Origin of the sequence: Nocardia sp. NPDC003269, assembly GCF_042888005.1 — a bacterium.
Lineage (GTDB): Bacteria > Actinomycetota > Actinomycetes > Mycobacteriales > Mycobacteriaceae > Nocardia.
This window is the reverse complement of sequence record NZ_JBIAPA010000001.1, coordinates 1,540,011-1,562,988: the sequence shown is the minus strand read 5'-3', so window position 1 is coordinate 1,562,988 and position 22,978 is coordinate 1,540,011. Positions and strand designations below refer to the sequence as shown.

Here is a 22,978-nt window from a genome sequence, read left to right as displayed (position 1 = left end):
CGATTCAGTCGGCGCCGATGACGGGCGGCACCAGCTTGGGCAGGTTGTCCAGACCGGTGAGTTCGTCACCGTGTTCCTGGGTGACCAGGTAGTCGGGAATGCCCCTGGTGGATTCGTCGTCCTTGCCACCGCCCCTGGCGCCAGGGGCGCCCATGCCCGGCATGCCGGCCCGGCCCGCGGCACCGCTGCCCGCGCCCGCCGCCCGCGCGCCCGCTGTCGTGGTGCCCGCGGCCGCGCCGCCACCGGGGACCGCGCTGCCCGGCGCGGGCGAGCCCGGCGAGCCGGAGCCGGGAGTTCCCGCGCCGCCGGGTGATCCGGACGGTGACCCGGATCCGGGCGTGGTTCCGCTCGGCGTCGTGGATGCCGGCGTGGTCGCGCCAGGGTCGGTCGACTGGGGGGCGGTCGACTCGTCGTCGGTCGTCGTGTCGTCGCCCGCGGTCGTGTCGTCGTCGGTGGTGTCGTCGTCGGCCGGGGTGGTCGACGCCGGAGTGGTGGCCGCGGGGTCGGTCGCCGGTTGCCCGGTGCCCGGGGTGGTCGAATTCGGGTTGTTCGAGTTCGGCCTGGTCGACCCGCCGGTGTCGTCGGGATCTCCGCCGCCGTTCTCGACGGTCTTCGGAATGGGTATGACCGGAACCTTCGTATCGGATTCGATGATCACCGGGGCATAGACCGATGTCAGGACGCGAACCGCCTCGACCCGCGCGTTCTCCTGTGCGACATCGTCATTGCGCCAGGCGCGGCCGGTGAAGAGGCCACCGAAATTGTCCAGACCGCTGCGATGTTCGGGCTCGAACGGAACCAGCCGCTTCGTCGGTTCGAGGCCGGTGCGCAGTTCGTCCAGCTTGCTCCTGGTGAGCGCGGCGGCGGTGGTGACCTTCTTGCCCGTAGCGTCGTAGGCCGCGACGGTCTGCGCCGCCGCGGTCGCTGCCGCCCCGGACCAGACATCGGGTGCCATGCCCCGGGTGATCTGCTTGCGGAACTCGTCGAGCGAGGTGCTGTTGCGGGTGGAGATCTCGTTCCACGCGCTGATCAGATCGTTGACGGCGTCGAGGTCGATCTTGTCCACCTTCGCCCGCAGCTGGGCGACGGTGCCGAGGAAGTCGTCGGTCTTCGTCACCATCGCGGGACGGAATTCACCGTCGAAACCGAGTTCGGCCGCCCGCTGCCGGTTGGTCGTGCGCTGGTCGTTGTAGCGATCCTGGACGTCCGCGATGTCGGAGGCGTCGAGTTCGCCGTCGTCGCCGAACGGGGACATGACGAAATTGCGGAGGCCGCCGAAGAGGTCGAGTCCGGCGATATTGGGCTGCATCTACTTCACCTGCTCGGTGGTGTAGTCGAGGGCGTTGGCGTTTTCGATGTCCTGGCCGGTGAGGTGTTTGAAGGAGATTGAGAAGACTTCGCGCAGTTGTTTGACGGCTTCGATGTCTTTCATGATGACGGCGTCGACGGAATTGTCGTCACCGGTCGCCTGCCGGAGGAACTGCTTCTCCAGCTGCCTGGCCATGTCGAAGTCGCCGAAGCCGCTGACGGCCTGCGCTCGAATAGCCACGGCGCGTAGCGAATCCAGATCGGTGAGCCGCTTATCGCACGCCTTGTACATGTGGTACGCGGCCGCTTCGTCGTTCAGATAGACCTCGCCCGCGCGCGCCTTTCCGAGCAGGTCCGAATACGGGGATTCAGCCATGTCCGCCCCCTCATCTCGGGAAGGTCGGAACGAGGGTCTCCCCCACGCGCACCAAGGACACGCACGGATCCGTCAGCCCGTCCAGACTCGCGCGGTTCAGGACCTGCAACTGCACGACGCCTTGCGAGACCGGGAACACGACGTTGCAGTCGAGCTTCTTCGACGCGCCTTCGACGCGGAATTCTTCCCCGGATCGCCCGGCGATCGTGACGGTGCGGAAGTCGACATTGCCGGGCTTGGACTTGAACTGATCCACAGCCTTGTTCGTGGCGTAGACGGTGACGGCGAACGTCGGCCCGTCCCATCCACAGATCTCCCACCCCGACTGCGGAACCCCGGCAACCCCCTTCTCCTCGGAGGCCGGATCCACCCCCGCCGCCGTCAGCGCGTCATCCGAAATCTCCGTGCACGGGTTCCACAGCGTTGGCTTCGCCGTCGTGGTCGCCCCCTTCGACGACGTCTCCCCCGAGTCGCACGCGGCCAGCCCGACCACCGCAAGGCCCGCCACGATCAATGCTGTACCTGCGCGTTTCAATCCCCGCCCCTTCTCGCCGTCCACTGCTCTGACCTGGGACATTAGCATGGGAAAGAGTGGTTGAGCCCGGCCGCGTAGGTTGGTCGACCATGAGTGGACTTCGACTTTCGGCGCCGTTCGACGGGCGCGATCCCGGGGGCAAACCGGTGGTGAATCGGCCCGGGCTCGACGCGCGGGTTCGGGATGTGCCGTTGAACTTCCACACCGACGGGGTGTTCGTGTGGCCGGGAGCGGTTCCGCATTACCTGCGCAAGTACGGGGTGCCGCCGGAGCCCGCGTTGGTCCAGCACATCGTCGGCAAGAAATTCGAGATCGGGGAGGTCGGGGAGGACGCGCGGCAGGCGGCGGTGCGCTTGGTCACCGGCTGACCCGGCGGCGGACCAGATCGCTGACGTCGCGGCCGGTGAGGAGCAGGAGCAGGTCGAGGGTGGTGCCGCGGATCTCGGGTCCGGAGCCGACGGTCCAGGGCGAATCCTCGGCGACGAGGGTGACGTCGGCGAGGCGGCGCTTGGCCCAGAACGGCCAGCCCATGGTCCAGACCCGTTGGGCCGCAACGGCCGCCGCGGCGGGATCGACGGTGATGGTGCGACCGAGGGGCCGGGCGATGTCCTGGGCGTGCACGATGACGTCGTAGTGGATGTTGCGGTAGTTGGTGACGACGGGCAGGCGGCGGGAGTCGGCGACGGCCGACAGGTCGGCGGCGAGGTCGGGGGTGGCGTCGGCGTGGCGGACGGCGATGTCGTGATTGAGGCGGTGGAAACTGCCGCGGGCGCGGGCCGCCTCGCGGAGCATGCCGAGGGGGCCGGGCGGTTGCGGAGCCAGTGCCACGTGGGCGGCGACGTCGCGAATACGCCAGCCGTCGCAGAGCGAGGGGCTGTCCAGCTCGGCGGGGGTGAGGGTGGTGAGCAGGTCGGCGATGGCGCGGCGCTGCTCGGCGATGATCCGCCAGTGTTGATCGACATCCACGGTCGGCCTCCAACTCGTCAGCCTTTCTGACTAATATAGTCAGTGAAGCTGACCGGATCAAGGAGCAGGATGACCGACGACGACGCCCTCAACCTCGGGGTTCTGCTCTTCGTTCCCTATCGGGAGATGGAGCGACGCGTGCTCGTCGCGCTGACCGAGAGCGGATTCGCGGATCTGACGCAGGCGCAGGCGCGACTGGTCGCGCGGATCGGGCCGGAGGGGTCGCGGCTGACCGACCTCGCCGCGCAAGCGCAGGTCACCAAGCAGACCGCGGGGGTACTGGTGGATCAGCTCGTACGGGCGGGCTACCTGGCACGTGAGCCCGACCCGAGCGACGGCCGCGCCAGGCTGCTGCGGCTGGCGGAGAAGGGGCAGCAGGCAGTCGCGGTGGCCAATCGGGCGGCAGTCGAGGTGCAGGCAGAATGGGTCGCACACCTGGGGCCGAGGCGTGCCGCCACCCTGCGAAAGTCCCTCGTCGCACTGCGGGAGATCACCGACCCCTACCGAAAGAGCTCGATGGCCGGCCCCGATCTGCCGCCCGGTCAGGCGCTCAGACGGCCACCAGTGTGAGCACCGGGTCCAGACCGCGGAAATCATCGACATTGCTGGTGTAGAGCGGTAGGTCGTTCGCGGAGGCGATCGCGGCGATCATCAGATCCATCTTGCGCGGCTTCGGATTTCGCCCGCCGGCGATGACGAGTTTGGCCATCGTCGCGAATCGGCGCGCGGCCGCGGAGCACAGCGGCAGGGCGTCGAACGCGTGCTCCACTTCCAGCATGCGCTCGGTACGGAGGGCGAGCGTTTTCGGCTCTGTCGCCAACGCGATCCCGATCCCGAGTTCGACCAGGGTGACCGTGCTGATCCGCGAACGGATCGGGAGCTTCGCGTCATCGATTCGCGGGAGATCGATGAGTACACAGGTATCCAGCAGTCCGACCGGGTGCCGCGGCGGAGTCTCAGTCATCGAGACGCTCGGCGCCGAAAGCCGCGTCGATCTCCGCTCGCTCTTCCGCCGCGGTGCCCGCATCGGCGAAACGCGCGAGTCGTGCCTTCAGCTCGGCCGTGCCGATGTCGCGCTGCGGGCGGATCGGGCGCAGCTCGCCGACCGGATGGCCGTTGCGGGTGATGATGAAGTCGTCACCGGCCTCGAGGGCATCCATCACCCCGGCACTGCCGTTGCGCAGCTCAGCTTGGGTAATCATCCTGGTCACGCCCCCAGGATAGCAAGCGATGCTATGCGTCGCTAGATCCTCCTCGGACGCCGCACGCATCGAGGACGCGGTCCGAGCAAGATCACCGACCCGTATCGATCAGGGCGACAGCGTGCCAACCCGCGATCGACGGCTTACGATCCGTCCGGCGAATGGGACGGTGACGAGCATCCCTGCACCCAGCGGCATGTTTCGGGGGATACTTGAGGAGGTGCCCGTCGCGAGGCGGGGCCACATCGCAGCAATTTCAGGGAAAGGGAGCTTGACGACGTGGATGCGCGTTCGCTTGCGCTGGTCCGCGCCGATTTCCGCGGGGTGTCGGAGACGCCCGGTGGTGCAGAGCGGCTGATCAGCGCTTTCTACGGTCACCTGTTCGCGCAGAACCCGGCGTTACGGGAGCTGTTCCCCCCCGCCATGGACATGATGCCCAAGCGTCTGGTGACGGCGCTGCAGTATGTCCTGGACAATCTGGAGGACTTCGAGCGCGCGCAGAAGTTCCTCGAGCAACTGGCCCGCGACCACCGCAAATACGGGGTCGAGGCGGACCACTACGACATGGCGGGCCGGGCGCTGCTCTCGGCCCTGCGTTCCTTCCACGGCAACCGGTGGACCAAGGAACTGCACGAGGGCTGGAGCGATATCACCATCCTCGTCTCGGCCTCGATGGCGATCGGCGCCAACGAGGACAAGTCGCAGCCGTTCTGGGGCGCGACGGTGGTCGGGCATCGCAAGGTGCTCGACGATCTGGCCATCGTGCGACTACAGGCCGACGGACCGATTCCGTTCAAGGCCGGTCAGTACGTGCCGGTGCAGGTGCCGCAGCGGCCGAACATGTGGCGCTACTTCTCCCCCGCCATCCCCGCCAACCCGTACGGCGAGATCGAGTTCCACGTGCGCCGGATCAGCGGCGGCTGGGTGAGTCCCGCGATCGTCAACGACACCAAGGTCGGCGATCGATGGAAGATCGCCGGTCCGCTCGGCGGCCTGCACGTCGACCGGGAATCCGGGCGCGACGTGCTGTTCATCGGCTCCGGCACCGGGATCGCGCCGCTGCGCGCGCAGCTGATCGAGATGAGTCAGCGCGGGATCAATCCGCGCGTGCACTTCTTCGTCGGCGGCCGCTTCCCCGGCGACCTCTACGACGTCGACAACATGTGGCAGCTCTCCCAGTCCAACCCCTGGCTGACCGTGGTGCCGGTGTGCGAGGAACGCGACGATCCGTGGTGGTATCCGCAGCGTCCCGCGTCGACGCCGACCGGCATGTACCGTCGCCTGGTCGGTAATCTGGGTGCGGTGGTGACCAGCTTCGGCGCGTGGGCCGACCGGCAGATCCAGCTCGCCGGCTCGCCCCGGATGATCGCCGACACCCGCCGCGCCCTGATCCGGGCCGGCACGCCGCCGCAGATCATCGCCGCCGACCCGGTCGGCTGAGAACCCGTCCCGCACCACCCGTTTCGCGAAAGAGACCGATGAGCGAGATTCCCGCCCCGGCCTGGACGGCGACTGTCGTCGGCCACCACCGTCTGCGCAACGACATCGCCGTGATCCGGCTGATCGGCGACTTCGTGCCGTTCGCGGCGGGCGGTTCGGTCGAGGTGGAGGTGCCCCAGCATCCCGGCGTGCGGCGCAGGCTCTCCCCCGCGCTGCCGCCCTCGCTGGACGGCAAGCTGGAATTCCACGTGCGCACGGTGCCCGGCGGCTGGTGCTCGAGTTCGATCGTCGCCGACACCAAGCCCGGCGATCAGTGGCGGATCAACGCGCCCTATGGCGTCTTCCACGTCGATCCCGAGGCCACCGAGGTGGTGATGGTCGCGGGCGGCACCGGTCTGGCGCCGATGCGCGCCCAGATCCTGGAGCTGGCCCGGCGGGAGAATCCGCCGCGCACGTACCTGTTCTACGGTGGCCGCTCCCCGCGCGACCTCTACGCCTCGGACATGCTGTTCCTGCTGTCCGGCGAATTGCCCTGGCTGACGGTGATTCCCGTGGTCGAGAGCCCCGACGATCCGTCGATCCGCGACGAATGGCACGAGCACTCCCGCGTCGACATCGGCTTCGCCCCCGCCGAGATGCTGCACGGCACGCTCGCGGACGTGGCCGCCGCGCACGGCCCGTTCGGTCAGCAGGTCCTGGTCTGCGGCTCCCCCGCCATGGTCCGCACCACGGTCGACCGGCTGATCGAATCCGGCACTCCCCCGGCGAACATCACCGCCGAGGGGGCCTAGAACAGGGGGTCGTGGCGGATCGACTTGGCCTGGGTGCCCGCGGCCATCAGGCGGAACTTGGTGGTCTGGACCATGGAGGGCGAGCCGACGATCTGGACGTCGCGGTCGGCCCAGGGGCCGTAGCTGGCGACGACCTTGCCGATCTGGCCGGTCATCCGGGGCTCGAGGCCGGGGAGTTCGGCCTGGGGTTCGCCGGAATCGTAGAACCACCAGGGGTTCTCGTCGCTCTCGCTGACCGGGGTGACGGTGAGCCACTTGTTGGCGATGGCCAGCTGGCTCAGGACCTGCAGGTCGTAGAGGTCGCAGGGGTGGTGGCCGCCGACGAACAGGTGGACCTTCGGGTTCACCCGGCGCTGGGCCATCGCCATGATCTGCGCGCGCAGCGGCGCGATGCCGGTGCCGCAGCCGACCATCAGCATCTTGCGCTTGGTGTTGCGGGGCACGCCGAGCCCGCCGAGCGGCGAACCGAGCAGCCACTGGTCGCCGACGGTGGTGTGCGAGACCATGGCCGGGCTCACCCAGCCGCCGAGCACGCTGCGCACGTGGAACTCGATCTCACCGTTGGCGTTCGCCGGGTTGGCCGGGGAGAGATAGCGCCACATCCGGGGCCGCGCGGGCACCTGGACGCTGAGGTACTGGCCCGCCGCGTACTGCATCGGCTGATCGAGCTGCACCCGGATGACCGCGAGATTGCGCAGCACCTCCCGGCGTTCGACCACGGTCGCGCTCCAGGCGGCGGGCGTCGTCTCCTTGTCGGCGGCGCTGATCATCGCGCCGCTGATGGTGGCCAGGCCCTCGTCCCAGGCGCTGGCGACCTCGTCGGTCCACATCTCGGTGCCGGCGAACTGGCGCATGGCCGACTTCAGCGAGTTGGCGACCGCGACGTAGTGCGCGGGTTGCACGCCGTACTTGCGGTGATCGCGCCCGAGCTGGGCCAGGAAGGGAAGCAGCTTGTCCGGCTCTTCCAGCCGGTCGAGCGCGTAGGAGATCGCCTTGACGAGCCGGTCACGCTGGGAGTCCATGGCGGCCGGGAAGTAGTCGCGGACGCCGGGATAGTCCGTGAACAGGATCGAGTAGAACGACCTGGCTAGCTTCTCGGGCCCACCGTCTTCCGCAGCAACCGCCTTGAACGTAGTTCGGATCAAAGCGACAGTCCGCGAATCCATATGTGTCACAACCTCGTTTCGCCATCGAACGCTAGCCGCGCCGGCGAGTGACGGGCTGGGAGGACACTCGTCAGCAGCCGATGCGAGAAGTCTAGGCGAGGTTTGCCAGCTTCGTAATCGTACTCTTAAACATCACGAGTGTAATTCTCTAAAAACCATACGGTACTCATCAGTATCACCTGAAAACATACCTCAAGATCGTTAAAGACGGGTGAACGCTACCTCACACTTTGCTGATCTTGCCCGCAAAAGCATCAATCCCGCACCGATGTGCCTGGTAGAGCGACCCTTCCGCTACGAATCCGCAGCCCCGAAATCCGACGCGCCGTGCCGCGACACGCGGGGAGGGCGGGTCGGAGCGCCGGGATTCTCCTGCGGAAACAGGCTCCGATTGGTCCGAATTCAGCGTCCTTCCAGCAAACTTCCGTGATGGTTCCGAGATATATCCCCACCTCACAGCGTTGCACCGGGTGACAGCCGGAGCAAGATCACGAATAAAGAGGTTGCTGGAGAATCACCAGCCGGTCGCCGGGGATTGACCGAGCCCCCGGCCCGCGACCGCGGGAGCGGATCGCGAACCGGGGGCCCGGTCGAAACGTGGAACTCAGCGCCGGTGCCGTGGCTGCCAGACCACGAGCGCGGTGCTGCGCTGGGGCGGTGACAGGTCGGGCCGGTAGCCCGCCCGCAACTGCTCCAGCTCGGCGCTCATCTCCTCGACGCGCTGTTGCAGCGCCTCCACCTGATTGGTGAGCTCGATGATGCGCTTGATGCCGGCGAGGTTGACGCCCTCGTCCTGCGACAGCCGCTGCACTTCGCGCAGCAGCTCGACGTCGCGGGCCGAGTACCGGCGTCCGCCACCCGAAGTGCGTTGGGGGGTGACCAAACCCAGCCGGTCGTACGTGCGCAGCGTCTGCGCGTGCATACCCGCCAGCTGAGCCGCCACCGAGATCATGAAGAACTCGGCACGCGAGGTCCCACCCGACGCGGACTTCGGATCATCGGCCATCAAGCACCCGCCCATCCTGCACGCGGATCGAAGCCACCGGCCCGCTCGGCCTCCTGATAGCGCTTGAGCGCATCGGTGGCGTCGGAGTCCAGGTTCTGCGGAACCGCGACCTTCACCGTGACCAGCAGGTCACCGGCGCCGCCCGCCGCGCCGCGCTTGGGCACACCACGACCGCGTACCCGCAGGATACGCCCGTCGGCGGTGCCCGGCGGCACCTTCACGCCGACCCGGCCGTCCAGCGTCGGCACGGAAACAGTTGTCCCCAGCACCAATTCGCTGTAGCTCACCGGGAGCACCAGGGTGAGGTCGTCGCCCTGACGGCCGAACACCTTGTCCTGGCTGACGTGCACGGTCACGTAGAGGTCGCCCGAGGGCGCCCCACGCAGGCCCGCTTCGCCCTGCCCGGCGAGCCGGATCTTCTGCCCGTCACTGACACCCGGCGGGATCCGCACCGTGATGGTGCGGGTCCGGTTCTGGATGCCGGTGCCCGAGCAGTCGGTGCAGGGGTCGTCGATGATCGACCCGGTGCCGCGGCAGTCGTCACAGGGCTCGCTGAATCCGAACGCGCCCTGATTACGGCTGACCACACCGGAACCGTTGCAGTGCGGACACACTCGCGGGCTGGTGCCCGGCTTGGCGCCGCTGCCGTGACACGTGGTGCACGGCGACGGACTGGTCATCCGCAGTGGAACGGTGACGCCCTGCGCCGCCTCGCGGAAACCCAGCGTCGTCTCGGTCTCCACATCGGAGCCACGGCGCGGACGGCTCGCGCCACGCGCGCCGCCCCGGTTGAACAGCCCGCCCAGCAGATCGCCGAGCCCACCGTCGCCCGCACCGGCGCCGCCGGCCTGGCCGAAGATGTCACCGATGTTGAAGTCCTGCGAGAAGCCGCCGCCGGCGCCGGGGGTGAACCCGCCGCCGCCGTAACCGCGCCCGCCGCCGCCCGCGAACAGGCGACGGGTCTCGTCGTACTCCTTGCGCTTGGCCGGATCCGACAGCACGGCATTGGCCTCGCTGACCGCCTTGAACCGCTCCTCGGCCTTGGTGTCACCCGGGTTGGAGTCCGGGTGCAGGTCGCGGGCGAGCTTGCGGTAGGCCTTCTTGATCTCGTCCTGCGAGGCGCCGGAGGAGACACCCAGCTCCTTGTAGAAGTCCTTCTCGATCCACTCCCGTTGGCTCACCGGGCATCTCCTCCTCTCGAGTTGTTATTGAGTGTCGCCGTCGGCATCCGAATCCGATGCCCCCACGGCCTCGGCATCGGTTACCCCGACCAGCGCGTGCCGAAGCACCCGGTCGCCGAACCGATAGCCCTTGCGCATGACCAGGCCGATCACCGGATCCGCGCCCGAACCCTCGTGCTGCACGGCCTCGTGCAGCGTGGGGTCGAACGGGTCACCGACGCCACCGAATTCGACGAGACCCTGCTTGGTCAGCGCGGTCTCGAGCTTGTCGGCGACGGCCTTGAGCGGGCCGGTCTCCAGGTCGCCGTGCGCCCTGGCCCGGTCCAGATCGTCGAGCACACCGAGCAACTCGGTCACCACCGCGGCCTTGGCCGCGTCGATGTTCGCCTGACGATCCCGCTCCACCCGGCGGCGGTAGTTCGCGTATTCCGCGGTCAACCGCTGCAGGTCGGCGGTGCGCTCGGCCAGCTCGTCGCTGACCGGCGCGTCGGCCGCGCCGTCGGTGGACGGCTCCGCCGCCGCGTCGGCGGCGGAGTCGGCATCGATGACGATGTCTTCGATCAGCTCCTGCTCGGAGTTGGCCTCGGTCACTTCTTCTCCGTGTCGACCGGCTCGTCCACGACCTCGGCGTCGACGACGCCGTCGTCATCGGCGGGGCCCGCGCCGTTGCCCTCGGCGGCGGCGTCGGCGGCCTGCGACTCGTAGAGCGCCTGGCCCAGGGCCTGCGACTCGGTCGCCAGCTTCTCCACCGCGGTCTTCACGGCCGCGATGTCGGTGCCGGCCAGGGCGGTGTTCGCCTCGGCGATGGCCTCTTCCACCTTGGACTTGATGTCGGCCGGGACCTTGTCCTCGTTGTCCTTGATGAACTTCTCGGTCTGGTGCACCAGCGACTCGGCCTGGTTGCGGGTCTCGGCCTCCTCGCGGCGGGCCTTGTCCTCGGCGGCGTGCGCCTCGGCGTCCTTGACCATCCGGTCGATCTCTTCCTTGGACAGGCCGGAGCCGTCCTGGATCTTGATCTTGTTTTCCTTACCGGTGCCCTTGTCCTTGGCGGTCACGTGCACGATGCCGTTGGCGTCGATGTCGAAGGTGACCTCGATCTGCGGCACGCCACGCGGGGCCGGGGGCAGGCCGGTCAGCTCGAAGGAGCCGAGCAGCTTGTTGTGCGAGGCGATCTCGCGCTCGCCCTGGAAGACCTGGATCTGCACGGACGGCTGGTTGTCGTCGGCCGTGGTGAAGGTCTCCGAGCGCTTGGTCGGGATGGTGGTGTTGCGCTCGATGAGCTTGGTCATCACGCCACCCTTGGTCTCGATGCCCAGCGACAGCGGGGTGACATCGAGCAGCAGGACGTCCTTGACCTCACCCTTGAGCACACCGGCCTGCAGAGCGGCGCCGACGGCGACGACCTCGTCCGGGTTCACGCCCTTGTTCGGCTCACGGCCACCGGTCAGTTCCTTGACCAGGTCGGAGACGGCGGGCATACGGGTGGAGCCACCGACGAGCACGACGTGGTCGATGTCGGCCACGTTGATGCCGGCGTCCTTGATCACCGACTGGAACGGCGCGCGGGTGCGGTCCAGCAGATCGGAGGTGATCTTCTGGAACTCGGCGCGGGTCAGCTGCTCGTCGAGGAACAGCGGGTTCTTGTCCGCGTCGACGGTGATGTAGGGCAGGTTGATCGAGGTCGACTGGCTCGACGACAGCTCGATCTTGGCCTTCTCGGCGGCCTCGCGCAGGCGCTGCATGGCCATCTTGTCCTTGGTCAGGTCGATGCCCGAGGACGCCTTGAACTTGTCGACCAGCCAGGACACGACGCGCTCGTCCCAGTCGTCGCCACCGAGGTGGTTGTCACCGGAGGTCGCGCGGACCTCGACGACGCCCTCGCCGATCTCCAGCAGCGAGACGTCGAAGGTGCCGCCACCGAGGTCGAAGACCAGGATGGTCTGCTCTTTGTCACCCTTGTCCAGGCCGTACGCGAGCGCGGCCGCGGTGGGCTCGTTGACGATGCGCAGCACGTTCAGGCCGGCGATTTGGCCGGCTTCCTTGGTGGCCTGACGCTGGGCGTCCTCGAAGTAGGCCGGGACGGTGATGACCGCGTCGGTGATCTCCTCACCGAGGTACGCCTCGGCGTCGCGCTTCAGCTTCATCAGCGTACGCGCGGAGATTTCCTGCGGGGTGTACTTCTTGTCGTCGATCTCGACGTTCCAGTCGGTGCCGATGTGGCGCTTGACCGAGCGGATGGTGCGGTCGACGTTGGTGACGGCCTGGTTCTTGGCAGGCTGACCGACGAGAACCTCACCGTTCTTCGCGAAAGCGACGATCGACGGGGTGGTGCGTGAGCCTTCCGAATTCGCGACGACGACCGGCTCGCCGCCTTCGAGAACGGAGACGACAGAGTTCGTGGTCCCGAGGTCGATTCCGACCGCACGAGCCATAGTGATTCCTCCTGTTTGACGAACTTGGGGGTAACAGTCTCAGTAACACTGAGTGTGGTGGGCTCAATCCTGCCCTCGAGATCCATCCCGAGTCAACCCAGACTTGAGTGACACACGCTCAATGTTGTCGATCTGCACAACCAGCAGCTGCGGCGATTCATTCCCGCCGCCCGAAAAAACTTCCCGACCCCGGGCCATTCTTGCGCCGACCTCGCTCAACCGCAGCACCCGACACCACATCGTGACCGGCTGGAGATCTCCGTCAGCGAGTGAGGCCGGGGTGGATGCCGGGGCGCAGACCGTTGCCCGCGGCGGTGCGCTGGAGGAGGTCGAGGAAGGTGGCCCGCTCTTCGGGGGCGAGGGGGGCGAGGAGTTCGGCGTCGAGGGATTCGACGACAGCTTCGGCCCGCGCCAGGAGGGCGTGGGCGGCGGGGAGGAGGTAGACGGCGTGGGCGCGGCGGTCGGTGGGATGCCGACGGCGTTCGACCAGGCCGCGAGCCTCGAGGTCGTCGACCAGGGTGACCATCACGTTGCGGTGGATATCGAGCGCCTCGCCGAGTTCCTGCTGGGTGCGGCCGTCGTGCTGGCCGAGCAGCTTCAGCATGCCGAAATGCCGGGGCTTGATGTCGAGCGGGGCGAGCAGGTCGGCGAACCGGTACGCGGTATGGAAGCCCAGCTGGCCGACGAGGAAGGCGGCGTGGGCGGACAGCGGGGCGGCGGCATCGGTCACACAGCGAGGATACCCAATCCATGCACGAGTAGTGATTGCACTCTTGTGTGATTATCACTTGAGGTGCATAGTTTGAGAGGTCTCCACCACCGACCAGAAGAGGGACCTCCCGTGACTTCCCCAACCACCACAGCGGACCCGCGCCGCTGGATCGCGTTCGCGGTGGTGCTCGCCGCCGGGTTCATGGACCTGCTCGACGTGACCATCGTCAATGTGGCGGTGCCGAGCATCCAGAGCGATCTGCGGGCCGAGTACTCGCAGATCGAATGGATCATCGCCGCCTACGTCCTCGCCTTCGCCGCCGTCCTCATCACCGGCGGACGACTCGGCGACATCTACGGACGCAAACGCGTCTTCCTGCTCGGCATGGCCGGTTTCACCCTCGCCTCGGCGGCGTGCGGACTCGCCACCGACCCGGATGTGCTGATCGCGGCCCGATTCGCGCAGGGCGCGATGGGCGGGCTGATGGTGCCGCAGATCCTCGCGATCATCCAGACCACCTTCCCGAAGGAGGAGCGGGCCAAGGCGATCGCCGTCTACAGCGGCGTCGGCGGCTCGGCCTCGGCCGTCGGGCTAGCCCTCGGCGGCATCCTGGTGCAGGCCGATCTGTTCGGCCTGGGCTGGCGGACGATCTTCCTGGTGAACATTCCCGTCGGCATCGCGGCGTTCGTCGCGGCCTGGTTCGTGATGTCGGATTCGAAGTCGCCCGCCGCGCCGAAGCTGGATCCGGTCGGCATGGTGCTGGCCATGGCCGCGGTGCTGCTGCTGGTGTTCCCGCTGGCCGAGGGGCGCAGGCTCGGCTGGCCCGCGTGGACCTTCGCGATGATGGCGGCCGCCGCCGGCGTGTTCGCGGCCTTCCTCTTCTATGAGCGATCGCTGACCCGGGCCGGGCGCTCGCCACTGGTCGACCTCGGACTGTTCCGGTCCCGGCCGTTCGCCGTCGGCCTCGGCTCGTGGCTGCTGTTCTGGATCGGCATGGGCGGGTTCTTCCTGGTGTGGACGCTGTTCATGCAGGCCGGGCTCGGCTGGACGCCGATGCGCGCCGGACTCACCGCCGTGTTCTTCGCGGTGGGCGCCGGGGTGGGCGCCGGCGTCTCGGTGGGCGTGCTGGCCGCGCGGTTCGGGCGCCGGGTGCTGATCATCGGCGCGCTGATCAACGCGGCCGGGTTCGGGATCTACGGCGCGATGGCCGTGCGCTACGGCAGCGAGTTCGCCTCGTGGCAGATGGTGTTGCCGCTGATCGTCACCGGCGCGGGCTTCGGCATGGTGGTCGCCCCGACCATCGACCTGCTGCTCGGCCAGGTGCCGGTGCGCGAGGCGGGCTCGGCGTCCGGACTGCTCAACACCGGGCAGCAGCTGGGGACCGCGCTCGGCGTCGCGCTCGTCGGGGTGCTGTTCTTCACTGTGCTCGACCATGATTCGGACCGGGGCGTGGCGGCGGTGACGCCGCAGATCCGCGCGGAGCTGGCCGCCGATGGCGTGCCGGTGTCGGTGCAGGATCAGATCGTCGCCGGGTTCGGGGCGTGCGTGGGCGACCGCTCGGCCCAGGCCGATCCGACCGTGGTGCCGGACAGCTGCCTGCCGCCGGCGAATCTGCCTGGCGGCGAGGAGGTCTCGCGGCTGCTCGCCGACGCCGGGGCCGAGGCCAACGCGGTGAACTTCGCCGAGACCTTCCGGTACACGCTGTATTACGGCATGGGCATCCTGCTGCTGGTCTGCCTCGGATTCTTCGCGCTACCGAAGGAGGCCAAACTGGAACAGCGCCCACTCGACCCCGAACCGGAAATCGTCACGGTATGAAACCCAGGGTGGGCGTGCGGGACAGCGCGCCCACCCGCTCCCGATCGGAGGAAGCACATGTACACCGTGGATCTGCTGATCGTCGGCCGCAGCCGTCGCGTCGTCGACACCGCCACCGCCTACCTCGCCACCGTCGACATCCACGCCCTCGGCGCGACCGAGGACGACGAAGCCCTCGCCATCCTCGACCGCGAGCGGGTCCGGATGTTCGTCATGGGCGGCGGTGTGGAATCGGAATCCCGAAAGATACTGACAGCCAAGGCCGAGGAACGCGGGACGGCGATCATCGCCGCGAAGCGCGCCGGACGAGAGGTCGAGCAATACCTCGCCGAGGAAGTCGTCCCTCTCTTCCGGGCCGATTCCTGATCACCGTCGAGCCGCCCTGCCCCGGGGATTGGGGGCAGGGCGGTGGGTGGGTTGGTGGGTTAGTTTCGGGGGATGTTGAAGCGTGGGATCTGTGGGTTGCTGGTGAGTGGTGCGGTGGTTTTCGGGGGCGCCGGGGTGGCGTCGGCGGAGACCGGGGTGGTGGCCGATGACGGGTGCACGTTCTCGTCGGTGGGTGGGTCGTGCAGTGATCCGGGGCCGGTGGGGCACGCGTTGATCGCGGTCAGGGAGTTCGCCAAGAGCCTCGGTTACGGGACCGGGAGTTCCTCGGGGACCGCGTACTTCATCTGACCGGGCGGGAGAGTTCGGCCAGGATTCCTTCGGCGCTACGGGCCGCCGCGCGACAGGCGGTGGCGGTGGCCTGATCGGCCAGCGGGTGCGCGGCCCTGGTGCGCCAGGTGCGCACCGCGCTGAAGGCCGTGGCGCGGACGGTTTCCAGGTCGGCGTCGGCCGGGAGGCCGAGTCGCAGGTGGGCCGCCACACCCGCGCCGCCGAGGATGCGATGTAAATCGGCGAGAACCGGTGCGGGCAGCGGGAGTTCGTCGGTGCGCAGGCGGCCGAGCAGACGCAGTTCGGTGAAACCGTGGACGTCGGCGAGCCGGGCCCGCACCCGGGGACGGAGCTGGTCGGCCTCGGTGCCGGAGTAGGCGACGAGGATCCGGTCCAGGGTGCTCAGCGCCGAATGCGCCTTCAATTCCTCGGCGCGCTGGCCGAACTGGACCTCGAGCACCGAGCGCAGTTCATCGATACCGCTGCGCGCGGCCAATTCCGCGGCCAGCGAGGCGGAATCGCGCACGCCGAGGCGAATCAGCATGGTGGCCATGCGGATACCGAACAGGCCGAAGCGATCCGCCAGCTGCGCCCGCAGTTCCGGCGCCACCGGCAGCGCGATATCGGCGCGGGCGAACCGGTCCGCCGAGAGCAGGGCGACGCCGAGATCCTCCGCGGGCACCGTGGCCAGCGCCTCGAACGCGGCGAACTCCGGCTGCCGCAGGGTGGACGCGGCGAACGCGAGCAGCCCCGCCACCGGAATCACCGCCTGGCACAACCCGGTTCGCTCCAGCTCACCCGCGAAGCGGGCCGCGACATCGCGCGCGGAATGCAGGGCGTCGATGCGACCCGCGCCGATCTCGTCGGCGCGCGACACCACGCCGATCACCCCGAGCGGTCCGGCGCCACCGGCACCGGCGCCGATCTGTTCGAGGAACTGCACGTCGGTGGCGTCGAGGCGGCGCAGCAGGTAGACCACGGCGTCCGCGCCGGGCGCCGTGATCGCCGACCCGCGCGGATCGGTCCCGGCGGCGGCGGGTGTGAGCAGCCGCGCGGTGCGCTGCGACACCTCACGCGACAGCGACGAGGTGCCGGGGGTGTCGATGATCGTGGTCTGCGCGAGCGCGGCCGACGGCCAGCCGACCTCGAGATGATCGACCTCGCGGGGGCGCCCGCCCTCCCAGTTCAGGGCGTTCAGGTCGAAGGTGAGACCGTGCGCGCCGCTGCCGCGGCGCACGATCACATTGGCGCGGGCACCGTCGGCCGCGTGCGCGGTGACGGTGGGGGTGGCGCCGTCGCGGTACCAGGTGACCACGCGGGTGCATTCCGTGGCATCGGTCGGGGCCACGGCCTGCCCGACCAGCGCGTTCAGCAACGTCGACTTGCCCGCCTTGATCGAACCGGCCAGGGCGACGCGCAGCGGCTCCCGCAGGCGGTACTCGCACTCGGCGAGCAGGGCGCGCGCGTACTCGTCCCGGCCGAGCATCCGCGCCGCCGCGCCGACCAGCTCGTGCGCCTCGGCCAGGATCCTGGGTGCGGCCTGCGGTGCGGCGGTGTCGAAACGGTGGGTCACCCAGATACCGTACCGTCGGCCCGTCCCAGCTCGGCTTGCATGGAATCCGCGTAGCGGCGCAGTTCCGCGACGGCGGTCAGCTGGCGTTCCAGCACGACGGTGCGCTCGGCCCGGTTGGTCGCGGCCATCGTCGCCGCGTCCTGCGCGGCCCGCAGCGAGGCATCGATCGAGCGCAGGCTGCGCTCGGCGACCCCGGCGAAGTGATCGCGCAGGGCACGGTGGATGCGGTGCAGGCGGTCCTTGGTGTCCTTGCTCGCCTGGAACGCCACGTCGTCGAGGAAGCGGCGCACCTCCGCGTTGCCCTCGATCCGGCGGCGGGCCAGGCGCGCGGTCTTGTCGTCGCGATAGGCCTTGCCACCCACGATCAGGCCCGCGCCGAGGGAGATCGGGTTGAGCATCGCCAGACCGGCGAAGGTGGTGGCCAGGCCGACCATCAAGACACCGCCGTAGGAACCGCGCATGCCCACCAGCACCTTGCTGGCGAAACCGATGTCCGGTTCGAGGTCGGCCAGGGAACCCGAGCCGGCCAGATTCCGCTCGTCGTCCATGCCGGTGTGGACATCGGGCAGGTCGACGGCGCCGACCTCGGCGAAGTGACCGGCGATGCGTTCGGCGAGCAGTTCGGCCCGGCGATGGGTGAGCAGCAGGTTGTCGCCCAGCGCGGTGTCGACGGCGCCGGTGAGCCACTCGGCGATCGCGCCCCAGTGCCTGCCGGGATCGTGGTCGTCGATCCATTCCTGACCGGTGCGGGCGACGCCGCGCAGGCGCTCGCGCAGGTCGTGGTCGACATCGCCGACGAGGTCGGTGATGCCGTCGGTCAGCGTCTGCTGCCAGCTCGCGGTGCGGCGCTGGAGATCCTCGGCGGCCGCGCGCGCCGCCTGGAGCTCGGTGACGGCGGCCGAGCCGAGCGCCGGATCACGCAGCGCGACCAGCTCGCTGCCGAGCGCGAGCGCCAGATGTTCTGCCGCCGAAGACAATTCGCGGGCGACCGCCTGACGGGTGGCGACCTGGTCGCGGGCGACCACCCGGTCGCGCAGGAAGCCGAAGAGCGCGCCGAAGCCGGACTCCGCGCCGAGCTGCGCGTCCTGCAGGCGCAGCGCGTGCGCGCGCAGCAACGCCGACACCGGGATCAGCGAGACGTCGGTTTCCGCGCGGGTCAGGTGCGCGCGATCGGCATCGAGCACCTGGTGCCAGTGCGGATACAGGTCGGTCTTGGTGAGCAGCACCGCGACCGTGGGGCACAACTCGCGGATCTGCCGGAGGAAGGTGAGCTCGGGGGCGGTGAGCTCGGTGGAGGCGTCCGACAGCACCAGCACCGCGTCGGCGGCCGCCGCGATACCGAGAACGCCTGCGGCGCTCGCGTTTCCGTGACCACCGACGCCCGGGGTGTCGATGAGTACGACGCCGTCGGCCAGCAGCTGGTTCGGCAGTTCGGCCTCGATCCGCACCACCTGCCTGCCCTGCGCTACCTGGCTGCGCGGATCGACGACGCCGATCTCGTCGAACGGGATCTCCACCCGCGACTCGTCGACGCCCGGCGCGGTGAGGACCAGGAACGCGCGCTGCTGCTCGCCGTAGGCCAGTTGCAGCGGGAGGACGGTGGTGGTGTCGTCACCGACCCGGCACACGTCCAGCCCGAGCAGCGCGTTCACGAACCGGCTCTTGCCCTGGCCGAGCTGGCCGGTGACGACGATCCGGTGCCGCGGATCGCGCACCCGGACCGCGACCTTCTCCAGGCGCCCGACCAGGTCGTCCCGACCAGCGGCGCGGGCCGCTGCGACGGTGTCGGTCAACACCGTCGTCAGCGGCACCGCGTTCGGTGCGAGAGTCCCCATCGCAGCGCCCGTTTCGCTCAGTGGAACAGTCCGTCGGTGTGGGTGTCCACACCGGTCTCGGCGACAGTACTCGACTCGCCGAACAGCGACGCATCGCCACCACCGAGGGCCGAACCGTGCAGGCCGGAGCCGAACGCACTGGACACATCGACCGAGGACCAGGTGTCGGCCGCGGTCGTCACCGCCCCCTGCGCGGTGCCGCCGAGCGCGCCCGACGTGTCGGTGTGCGATGTTCCGGTGAGGTCGCCGGTCACGGCGGTGCTGCCCTGGGTCGCCCCGCTCACCGTGCCGCCGAGCTGCGCGCCGGTGCTCGTCGCGCCGGACAGGCCCGCGTCGGCGACGCCGTTCAGGCCCGCCTGCGTGCTGCCCGCGACCGAGCCGGACAGGCCGGTGCTCGCGTCGACGGCACCGCCGAGGCCGGACTGGGCGCCACCGGCCACCGAACCCGTCAGGCCCGTGCCCGCGTCCACTGCGCCACCGAGACCGGACTGGGCACCGCCGGCCACCGAACCCGTCAGGCCCGTGCCCGCGTCGACGAAGCCGCCGAGACCGGCCTGCGCGCCGCCTGCGGCCGAACCCGCAAGGCCGACACCGGTTTCCGCCAGACCCGACAGGCCGGACTGCGCACCACCGGCCACCGAACCCGTCAGGCCCGTGCCCGCGTCGACCATGCCGCCGAGGCCGGCCTGCGCGCCGCCTGCGGCCGAACCCGCAAGGCCGACACCGGTTTCCGCGAGGCCCGACAGGCCTGCCTGCGCGCCACCGGCCAGGCCGAGGCCGGAATCCACGGCGCCGCCGAAGCCGGCCTGGGCGCCGGTGGTCAGGTCGGTGCCGAGGGTCGCGGCGGTGTCGAAGCCGGCGCCGGTCGTGGCGGACAGGCCCGTTTCCAGACCGGAGGAGACCTCGCCGCCGCCGGTGAGCAGTCCGTCGAGCCCGAAGCCGCCGCCTGCGCTACCGGTCAGGCCACCGATCAGGCCGGTTCCGGCCGACGCGGCACCGCCCAGCCCGGTCTCCAGGCCGGTCCCGAATTCCGCACCGGCGCCGACGGCGCCGTCGAGACCGGTGATAGCGGTGGTGGTCGCCGCCGCGCCGAGGCTGCCCGCGGCCTGCGCACCGGCCGAGGCTGCCGCACCCAGCCCGCCCGCCGCGGTGGTCGCGCCGCTCACGCCGGCGTTCAGCCCGCCGCCGAGCTGCGCGCCCGCCTCAGCGCCGAGACCGGCGGCGCCGTCCACCAGGCCGGTCAGAGCCGTGCCCAGCCCGGTGCCGAGCGCACCACCGGCACCGGCCGCACCGGTCAGCGCACCGTCGAGTCCGGCACCAGCCGCACCCGTCAGCGCACCGCCCACACCGGCGCCCACATCCACAGCTCCGCCCAGCCCGGCCGCGAGATCGGCGCCCGCGCCGACCGCCCCGGTCAACGCACCACCGACCCCGACATCGACCGCACCGCCCAGCCCCGTCTCGAGACCGGCACCCGCACCCAGCGCACCCTCGAGACCGGCGCCCACCGCCCCGCCCACACCGGCGGCGACATCAGCTCCGGCGCCCACCGCACCGTCGAGCCCGGCACCGACGGCACCGCTCAACGCACCGCCCGCACCGGCGGCGAGGTCAGCACCCGCGTCGAGTGCGCCGTCGAGGCCTGCACCAAGTCCGGCGTCCGCGTCGACAGCACCACCGAGACCGGCACCGACCGCACCGCCCAGCCCGGTCTCGAGACCAGCGCCCGCACCCAGCGCTCCCTCCAGGCCCGCACCTACGGCGCCGCCCACACCGGCGGCAACATCGGTTCCGGCACCCACCGCTCCACCGAGACCGGCACCGAGCGCGCCGTTCAGCGCACCGTCCGCTCCGGCAGCGAGGTCAGCGCCTGCATCGACGGCACCGCCGAGACCGGCACCAAGCGTGCCCTCGAGCGCACCGCCCGCTCCCGCACCGAGGTCAGCACCCGCATCGACGGCACCGCCGAGACCGGCACCGAGCGAGCCGTCCAGAGCACCGCCGATCCCACCGCCGACGGCGCCGTCCAGCGCACCGCCCACTCCGGCAGCCAGGTCAGCGCCTGCACCAACAGCACCGCCGAGACCGGCACCGGCACCCAGCGCACCTTCGAGGCCCGCACCGACCGAACCGTTCAGGCCGGTCGCGAGATCGGCGCCCGCACCGAGCGCGCCATCCAGACCGGCGGCAAGATCAGCGCCCGCGCCCACAGCACCGTTCACAGCGCCGTCGAGACCGGCACCCGCGTCGATCGCACCGTTCAGCGCGCCGCCCGCACCGGCAGCAAGGTCAGCACCGGCGCCGAGTGCGCCGCCGAGACCCGCGCCTGCACCCAGGGCACCCTCGAGGCCCGCACCGACCGCACCGTCCAAGCCGGTCGCGAGATCAGCACCCGCACCCAGCGCTCCATCGAGACCCGCGCCCGCGCCCAAGGCACCCTCGAGGCCCGCACCGACCGCACCGTTCAGGCCGGTCGCGAGGTCCGCTCCCGCACCGAGTGCGCCATCGAGACCGGCGCCCACACCGGCCGCACCGTTCACGGCGCCACCGAGACCAGCGGCAAGATCAGCGCCCGCGCCCACAGCGCCACTCAGCGCACCGTCCAGACCCGCACCGGCACCAGCAGCACCGTTCAAGGCACCGCCGAGCCCGGTAGCGAGATCGGCGCCCGCACCGACAGCGCCGTTCAGCGCACCGTCCAGACCCGTGCCGACACCAGCCGCGCCGTTCAAGGCACCGCCCAGACCGGCCGCAAGATCAGCGCCCGCGCCCACAGCGCCATTCAGCGCACTGTCCAGACCCGTGCCGACACCAGCCGCACCATTCAACGCGCCGCCCAGGCCTGCGGCGAGATCGGCGCCCGCGCCTACCGCACCGTCCAGACCAGCGCCGACCCCGATCGCGCCGTTCAGCGCGCCGTCGAGACCGGCAGCGAGATCTGCGCCCGCACCGACAGCGCCGTTCAGCGCGCCACCGAGACCCACACCGGCACCAGCAGCGCCGTTCAGCGCGCCACCCAGGCCGGCAGCGAGATCAGCGCCCGCGCCGACAGCCCCGTTCAGACCCGCGCCAGCGCCGATCGCGCCGTTCAGCGCGCCGCCGAGACCGGCCGCGAGGTCGGCGCCTGCGTCCACCGCGCCGTCGAGACCGGCGCCGATCGCGCCACTCAGGCCCGCGCCAGCGCCGATCGCGCCGTTCAGGGCACCACCGAGACCAGCCGCGAGGTCGGCGCCCGCGCCGACTGCGCCGTTCAGGCCTGCGCCGATCGCGCCGTTGAGGCCGGCGCCCGCGCCGATCGCGCCGTTCAGGGCGCCGCCGAGGCCGGCGGCGAGGTCGGCGCCCGCGCCTACTGCGGCGTCGAGGCCGATGCCGGTGCCGAAGGCGGCGGCGATGTCGGTGGCCAGTTCGCCGCCGACGTTCACGCCTGCGCCGATGTCGGTGTCGATGTCGACGTTCGCGCCGGTGACGGCCGACAGGGCGGCTTCGAGGCCCGCGCCGACCTGGGCCGCGGCGCCCGCGACGGCCGAGGCGGCCGCGCCGAGGCCGACGTCGAGGCCGATGCCGAGCTGGGCGTCGGTCGCGGTCGCCGCTGTGACGGCGGCGGCCGCGGTGGCCGTCGAGGCGAGGGCGGCGGTCGTGCCGGCCGCGGCGCCGGCCGCGACGATCGCCTGCAACTGGGAGCCGCCGCTGACCAGCGCGGATTCCGCCACCATCGGGGCGACGGCGGAAATATCCTCGGGCGTCACGTCGAGCCCGGCCACAGTCAGGGCCTGGCACGGGTTCGCGCAGTAGCTCGCGGCGGCCTGGGGGTCGCGCAGCAGGTTGAGGATGAATTCCAGAATCGCATTCGGTGTCATCGAGATCAGCTCCTCCAGATCATGGGCGATCCGTTGTCGTCGGAATGTCTTTCACGCTAGGTCCGCGAGCCGTTACAGGTAACGGGGCGAATACCTAGTTCACGCGGGGCGTCCCCCATTAGGGGC

At 70.1% G+C, this 22,978-nt stretch carries 22 protein-coding genes; 7 read left to right on the top strand and 15 right to left on the bottom strand.

What is annotated here, in order from left to right; all coding sequences use genetic code 11:
- Positions 1–4: 4 nt before the first annotated feature.
- The 3 genes from ACFYWJ_RS07120 to ACFYWJ_RS07110 are packed head-to-tail and all read right to left on the bottom strand — an operon-like array spanning position 5 to position 2,243.
- Positions 5–1,309, bottom strand: coding sequence for a hypothetical protein (locus tag ACFYWJ_RS07120; RefSeq protein WP_355274780.1), 1,305 nt, complete (start codon positions 1,307–1,309; stop codon positions 5–7).
- Positions 1,310–1,684 carry a hypothetical protein gene (locus tag ACFYWJ_RS07115; RefSeq protein ID WP_355274783.1) on the bottom strand — a complete coding sequence of 125 codons (375 nt, stop codon included), beginning with the start codon at positions 1,682–1,684 and terminating at the stop codon, positions 1,310–1,312.
- A 10-nt stretch (positions 1,685–1,694) separates the two neighbouring features.
- Positions 1,695–2,243, bottom strand: a complete 549-nt coding sequence (locus ACFYWJ_RS07110; RefSeq protein ID WP_355274785.1) for a DUF3558 domain-containing protein — start codon at positions 2,241–2,243, stop codon at positions 1,695–1,697.
- A gap of 65 nt (positions 2,244–2,308) precedes the next feature.
- On the opposite strand from ACFYWJ_RS07110, the gene ACFYWJ_RS07105 reads away from it, so the two are divergent.
- Positions 2,309–2,587, top strand: a complete 279-nt coding sequence (locus tag ACFYWJ_RS07105; RefSeq protein ID WP_355274788.1) for a hypothetical protein — start codon at positions 2,309–2,311, stop codon at positions 2,585–2,587.
- On the opposite strand, the gene ACFYWJ_RS07100 is transcribed toward ACFYWJ_RS07105, so the two are convergent.
- A complete protein-coding gene (locus ACFYWJ_RS07100; RefSeq protein WP_355274790.1) occupies positions 2,577–3,185 on the bottom strand; it encodes a maleylpyruvate isomerase family mycothiol-dependent enzyme in 609 nt (202 codons plus the stop codon). The two genes, ACFYWJ_RS07105 and ACFYWJ_RS07100, sit on opposite strands and share 11 nt — an antisense overlap.
- A gap of 69 nt (positions 3,186–3,254) precedes the next feature.
- Here ACFYWJ_RS07100 and ACFYWJ_RS07095 point away from each other — a divergent pair, with 69 nt between their 5' ends.
- Positions 3,255–3,755 (top strand): MarR family transcriptional regulator, encoded by a 501-nt coding sequence (locus ACFYWJ_RS07095; RefSeq protein WP_355274792.1) that lies wholly within the window; start codon positions 3,255–3,257, stop codon positions 3,753–3,755.
- Here the strand turns inward: ACFYWJ_RS07095 and ACFYWJ_RS07090 are convergent.
- Positions 3,736–4,149 carry a type II toxin-antitoxin system VapC family toxin gene (locus ACFYWJ_RS07090; RefSeq protein WP_355274795.1) on the bottom strand — a complete coding sequence of 138 codons (414 nt, stop codon included), beginning with the start codon at positions 4,147–4,149 and terminating at the stop codon, positions 3,736–3,738. The genes ACFYWJ_RS07095 and ACFYWJ_RS07090 overlap by 20 nt on opposite strands.
- Positions 4,142–4,396, bottom strand: a complete 255-nt coding sequence (locus ACFYWJ_RS07085; protein ID WP_387161076.1) for a type II toxin-antitoxin system Phd/YefM family antitoxin — start codon at positions 4,394–4,396, stop codon at positions 4,142–4,144. The genes ACFYWJ_RS07090 and ACFYWJ_RS07085 overlap by 8 nt, the downstream gene beginning before the upstream one ends.
- Before the next feature lie 270 nt (positions 4,397–4,666).
- On the opposite strand from ACFYWJ_RS07085, the gene ACFYWJ_RS07080 reads away from it, so the two are divergent.
- Positions 4,667–5,827, top strand: coding sequence for an FAD-binding oxidoreductase (locus ACFYWJ_RS07080; protein ID WP_355274796.1), 1,161 nt, complete (start codon positions 4,667–4,669; stop codon positions 5,825–5,827).
- Positions 5,828–5,865: 38 nt separating this feature from the next.
- Positions 5,866–6,618, top strand: coding sequence for an FAD-binding oxidoreductase (locus ACFYWJ_RS07075; RefSeq protein WP_355274798.1), 753 nt, complete (start codon positions 5,866–5,868; stop codon positions 6,616–6,618).
- On the opposite strand, the gene ACFYWJ_RS07070 is transcribed toward ACFYWJ_RS07075, so the two are convergent.
- The 6 genes from ACFYWJ_RS07070 to ACFYWJ_RS07045 all read right to left on the bottom strand — a co-directional run bounded on the left by ACFYWJ_RS07070 (position 6,615) and on the right by ACFYWJ_RS07045 (position 13,133).
- Positions 6,615–7,784, bottom strand: coding sequence for an FAD-binding oxidoreductase (locus ACFYWJ_RS07070; protein WP_355274800.1), 1,170 nt, complete (start codon positions 7,782–7,784; stop codon positions 6,615–6,617). The two genes, ACFYWJ_RS07075 and ACFYWJ_RS07070, sit on opposite strands and share 4 nt — an antisense overlap.
- Positions 7,785–8,388: 604 nt before the next feature.
- The gene (locus ACFYWJ_RS07065) at positions 8,389–8,790 is read right to left on the bottom strand and encodes a heat shock protein transcriptional repressor HspR (protein WP_355274801.1); all 402 of its coding nucleotides are present in this window, start codon (positions 8,788–8,790) and stop codon (positions 8,389–8,391) included.
- Complete coding sequence (gene dnaJ / locus ACFYWJ_RS07060) at positions 8,790–9,971, bottom strand: molecular chaperone DnaJ (RefSeq protein WP_355274804.1); 1,182 nt, start codon at positions 9,969–9,971, stop codon at positions 8,790–8,792. The genes ACFYWJ_RS07065 and dnaJ overlap by 1 nt, the downstream gene beginning before the upstream one ends.
- Before the next feature lie 24 nt (positions 9,972–9,995).
- The gene (gene grpE, locus ACFYWJ_RS07055) at positions 9,996–10,562 is read right to left on the bottom strand and encodes a nucleotide exchange factor GrpE (RefSeq protein ID WP_387161070.1); all 567 of its coding nucleotides are present in this window, start codon (positions 10,560–10,562) and stop codon (positions 9,996–9,998) included.
- Entirely contained in the window at positions 10,559–12,403 is a 1,845-nt protein-coding gene (dnaK, locus tag ACFYWJ_RS07050) for a molecular chaperone DnaK (protein ID WP_355274807.1), read from the bottom strand. Before dnaK ends, grpE begins: the two co-directional genes overlap by 4 nt.
- 262 nt (positions 12,404–12,665) lie before the next feature.
- Positions 12,666–13,133, bottom strand: a complete 468-nt coding sequence (locus ACFYWJ_RS07045) for a MarR family winged helix-turn-helix transcriptional regulator (protein WP_355274809.1) — start codon at positions 13,131–13,133, stop codon at positions 12,666–12,668.
- A gap of 111 nt (positions 13,134–13,244) precedes the next feature.
- Here ACFYWJ_RS07045 and ACFYWJ_RS07040 point away from each other — a divergent pair, with 111 nt between their 5' ends.
- From ACFYWJ_RS07040 to ACFYWJ_RS07030, 3 genes are all read left to right on the top strand, one after another.
- Complete coding sequence (locus tag ACFYWJ_RS07040; RefSeq protein WP_355274811.1) at positions 13,245–14,933, top strand: MFS transporter; 1,689 nt, start codon at positions 13,245–13,247, stop codon at positions 14,931–14,933.
- A gap of 57 nt (positions 14,934–14,990) precedes the next feature.
- On the top strand, positions 14,991–15,299 hold the full coding sequence (locus tag ACFYWJ_RS07035; RefSeq protein WP_355274814.1) for a hypothetical protein: 309 nt from the start codon (positions 14,991–14,993) through the stop codon (positions 15,297–15,299).
- 72 nt (positions 15,300–15,371) lie between these two features.
- Positions 15,372–15,608 (top strand): hypothetical protein, encoded by a 237-nt coding sequence (locus ACFYWJ_RS07030; RefSeq protein WP_355274817.1) that lies wholly within the window; start codon positions 15,372–15,374, stop codon positions 15,606–15,608.
- On the opposite strand, the gene ACFYWJ_RS07025 is transcribed toward ACFYWJ_RS07030, so the two are convergent.
- The 3 genes from ACFYWJ_RS07025 to ACFYWJ_RS07015 form a co-directional block, all read right to left on the bottom strand.
- Positions 15,601–17,073: a dynamin family protein gene (locus ACFYWJ_RS07025; RefSeq protein WP_355275412.1), complete on the bottom strand. Its 1,473-nt coding sequence runs from the start codon at positions 17,071–17,073 to the stop codon at positions 15,601–15,603. The genes ACFYWJ_RS07030 and ACFYWJ_RS07025 overlap by 8 nt on opposite strands.
- 83 nt (positions 17,074–17,156) lie before the next feature.
- Positions 17,157–18,995: a dynamin family protein gene (locus tag ACFYWJ_RS07020; RefSeq protein WP_355274820.1), complete on the bottom strand. Its 1,839-nt coding sequence runs from the start codon at positions 18,993–18,995 to the stop codon at positions 17,157–17,159.
- 17 nt (positions 18,996–19,012) lie between these two features.
- Positions 19,013–22,852 carry an IniB N-terminal domain-containing protein gene (locus ACFYWJ_RS07015; RefSeq protein ID WP_355274823.1) on the bottom strand — a complete coding sequence of 1,280 codons (3,840 nt, stop codon included), beginning with the start codon at positions 22,850–22,852 and terminating at the stop codon, positions 19,013–19,015.
- Positions 22,853–22,978: the final 126 nt, after the last annotated feature.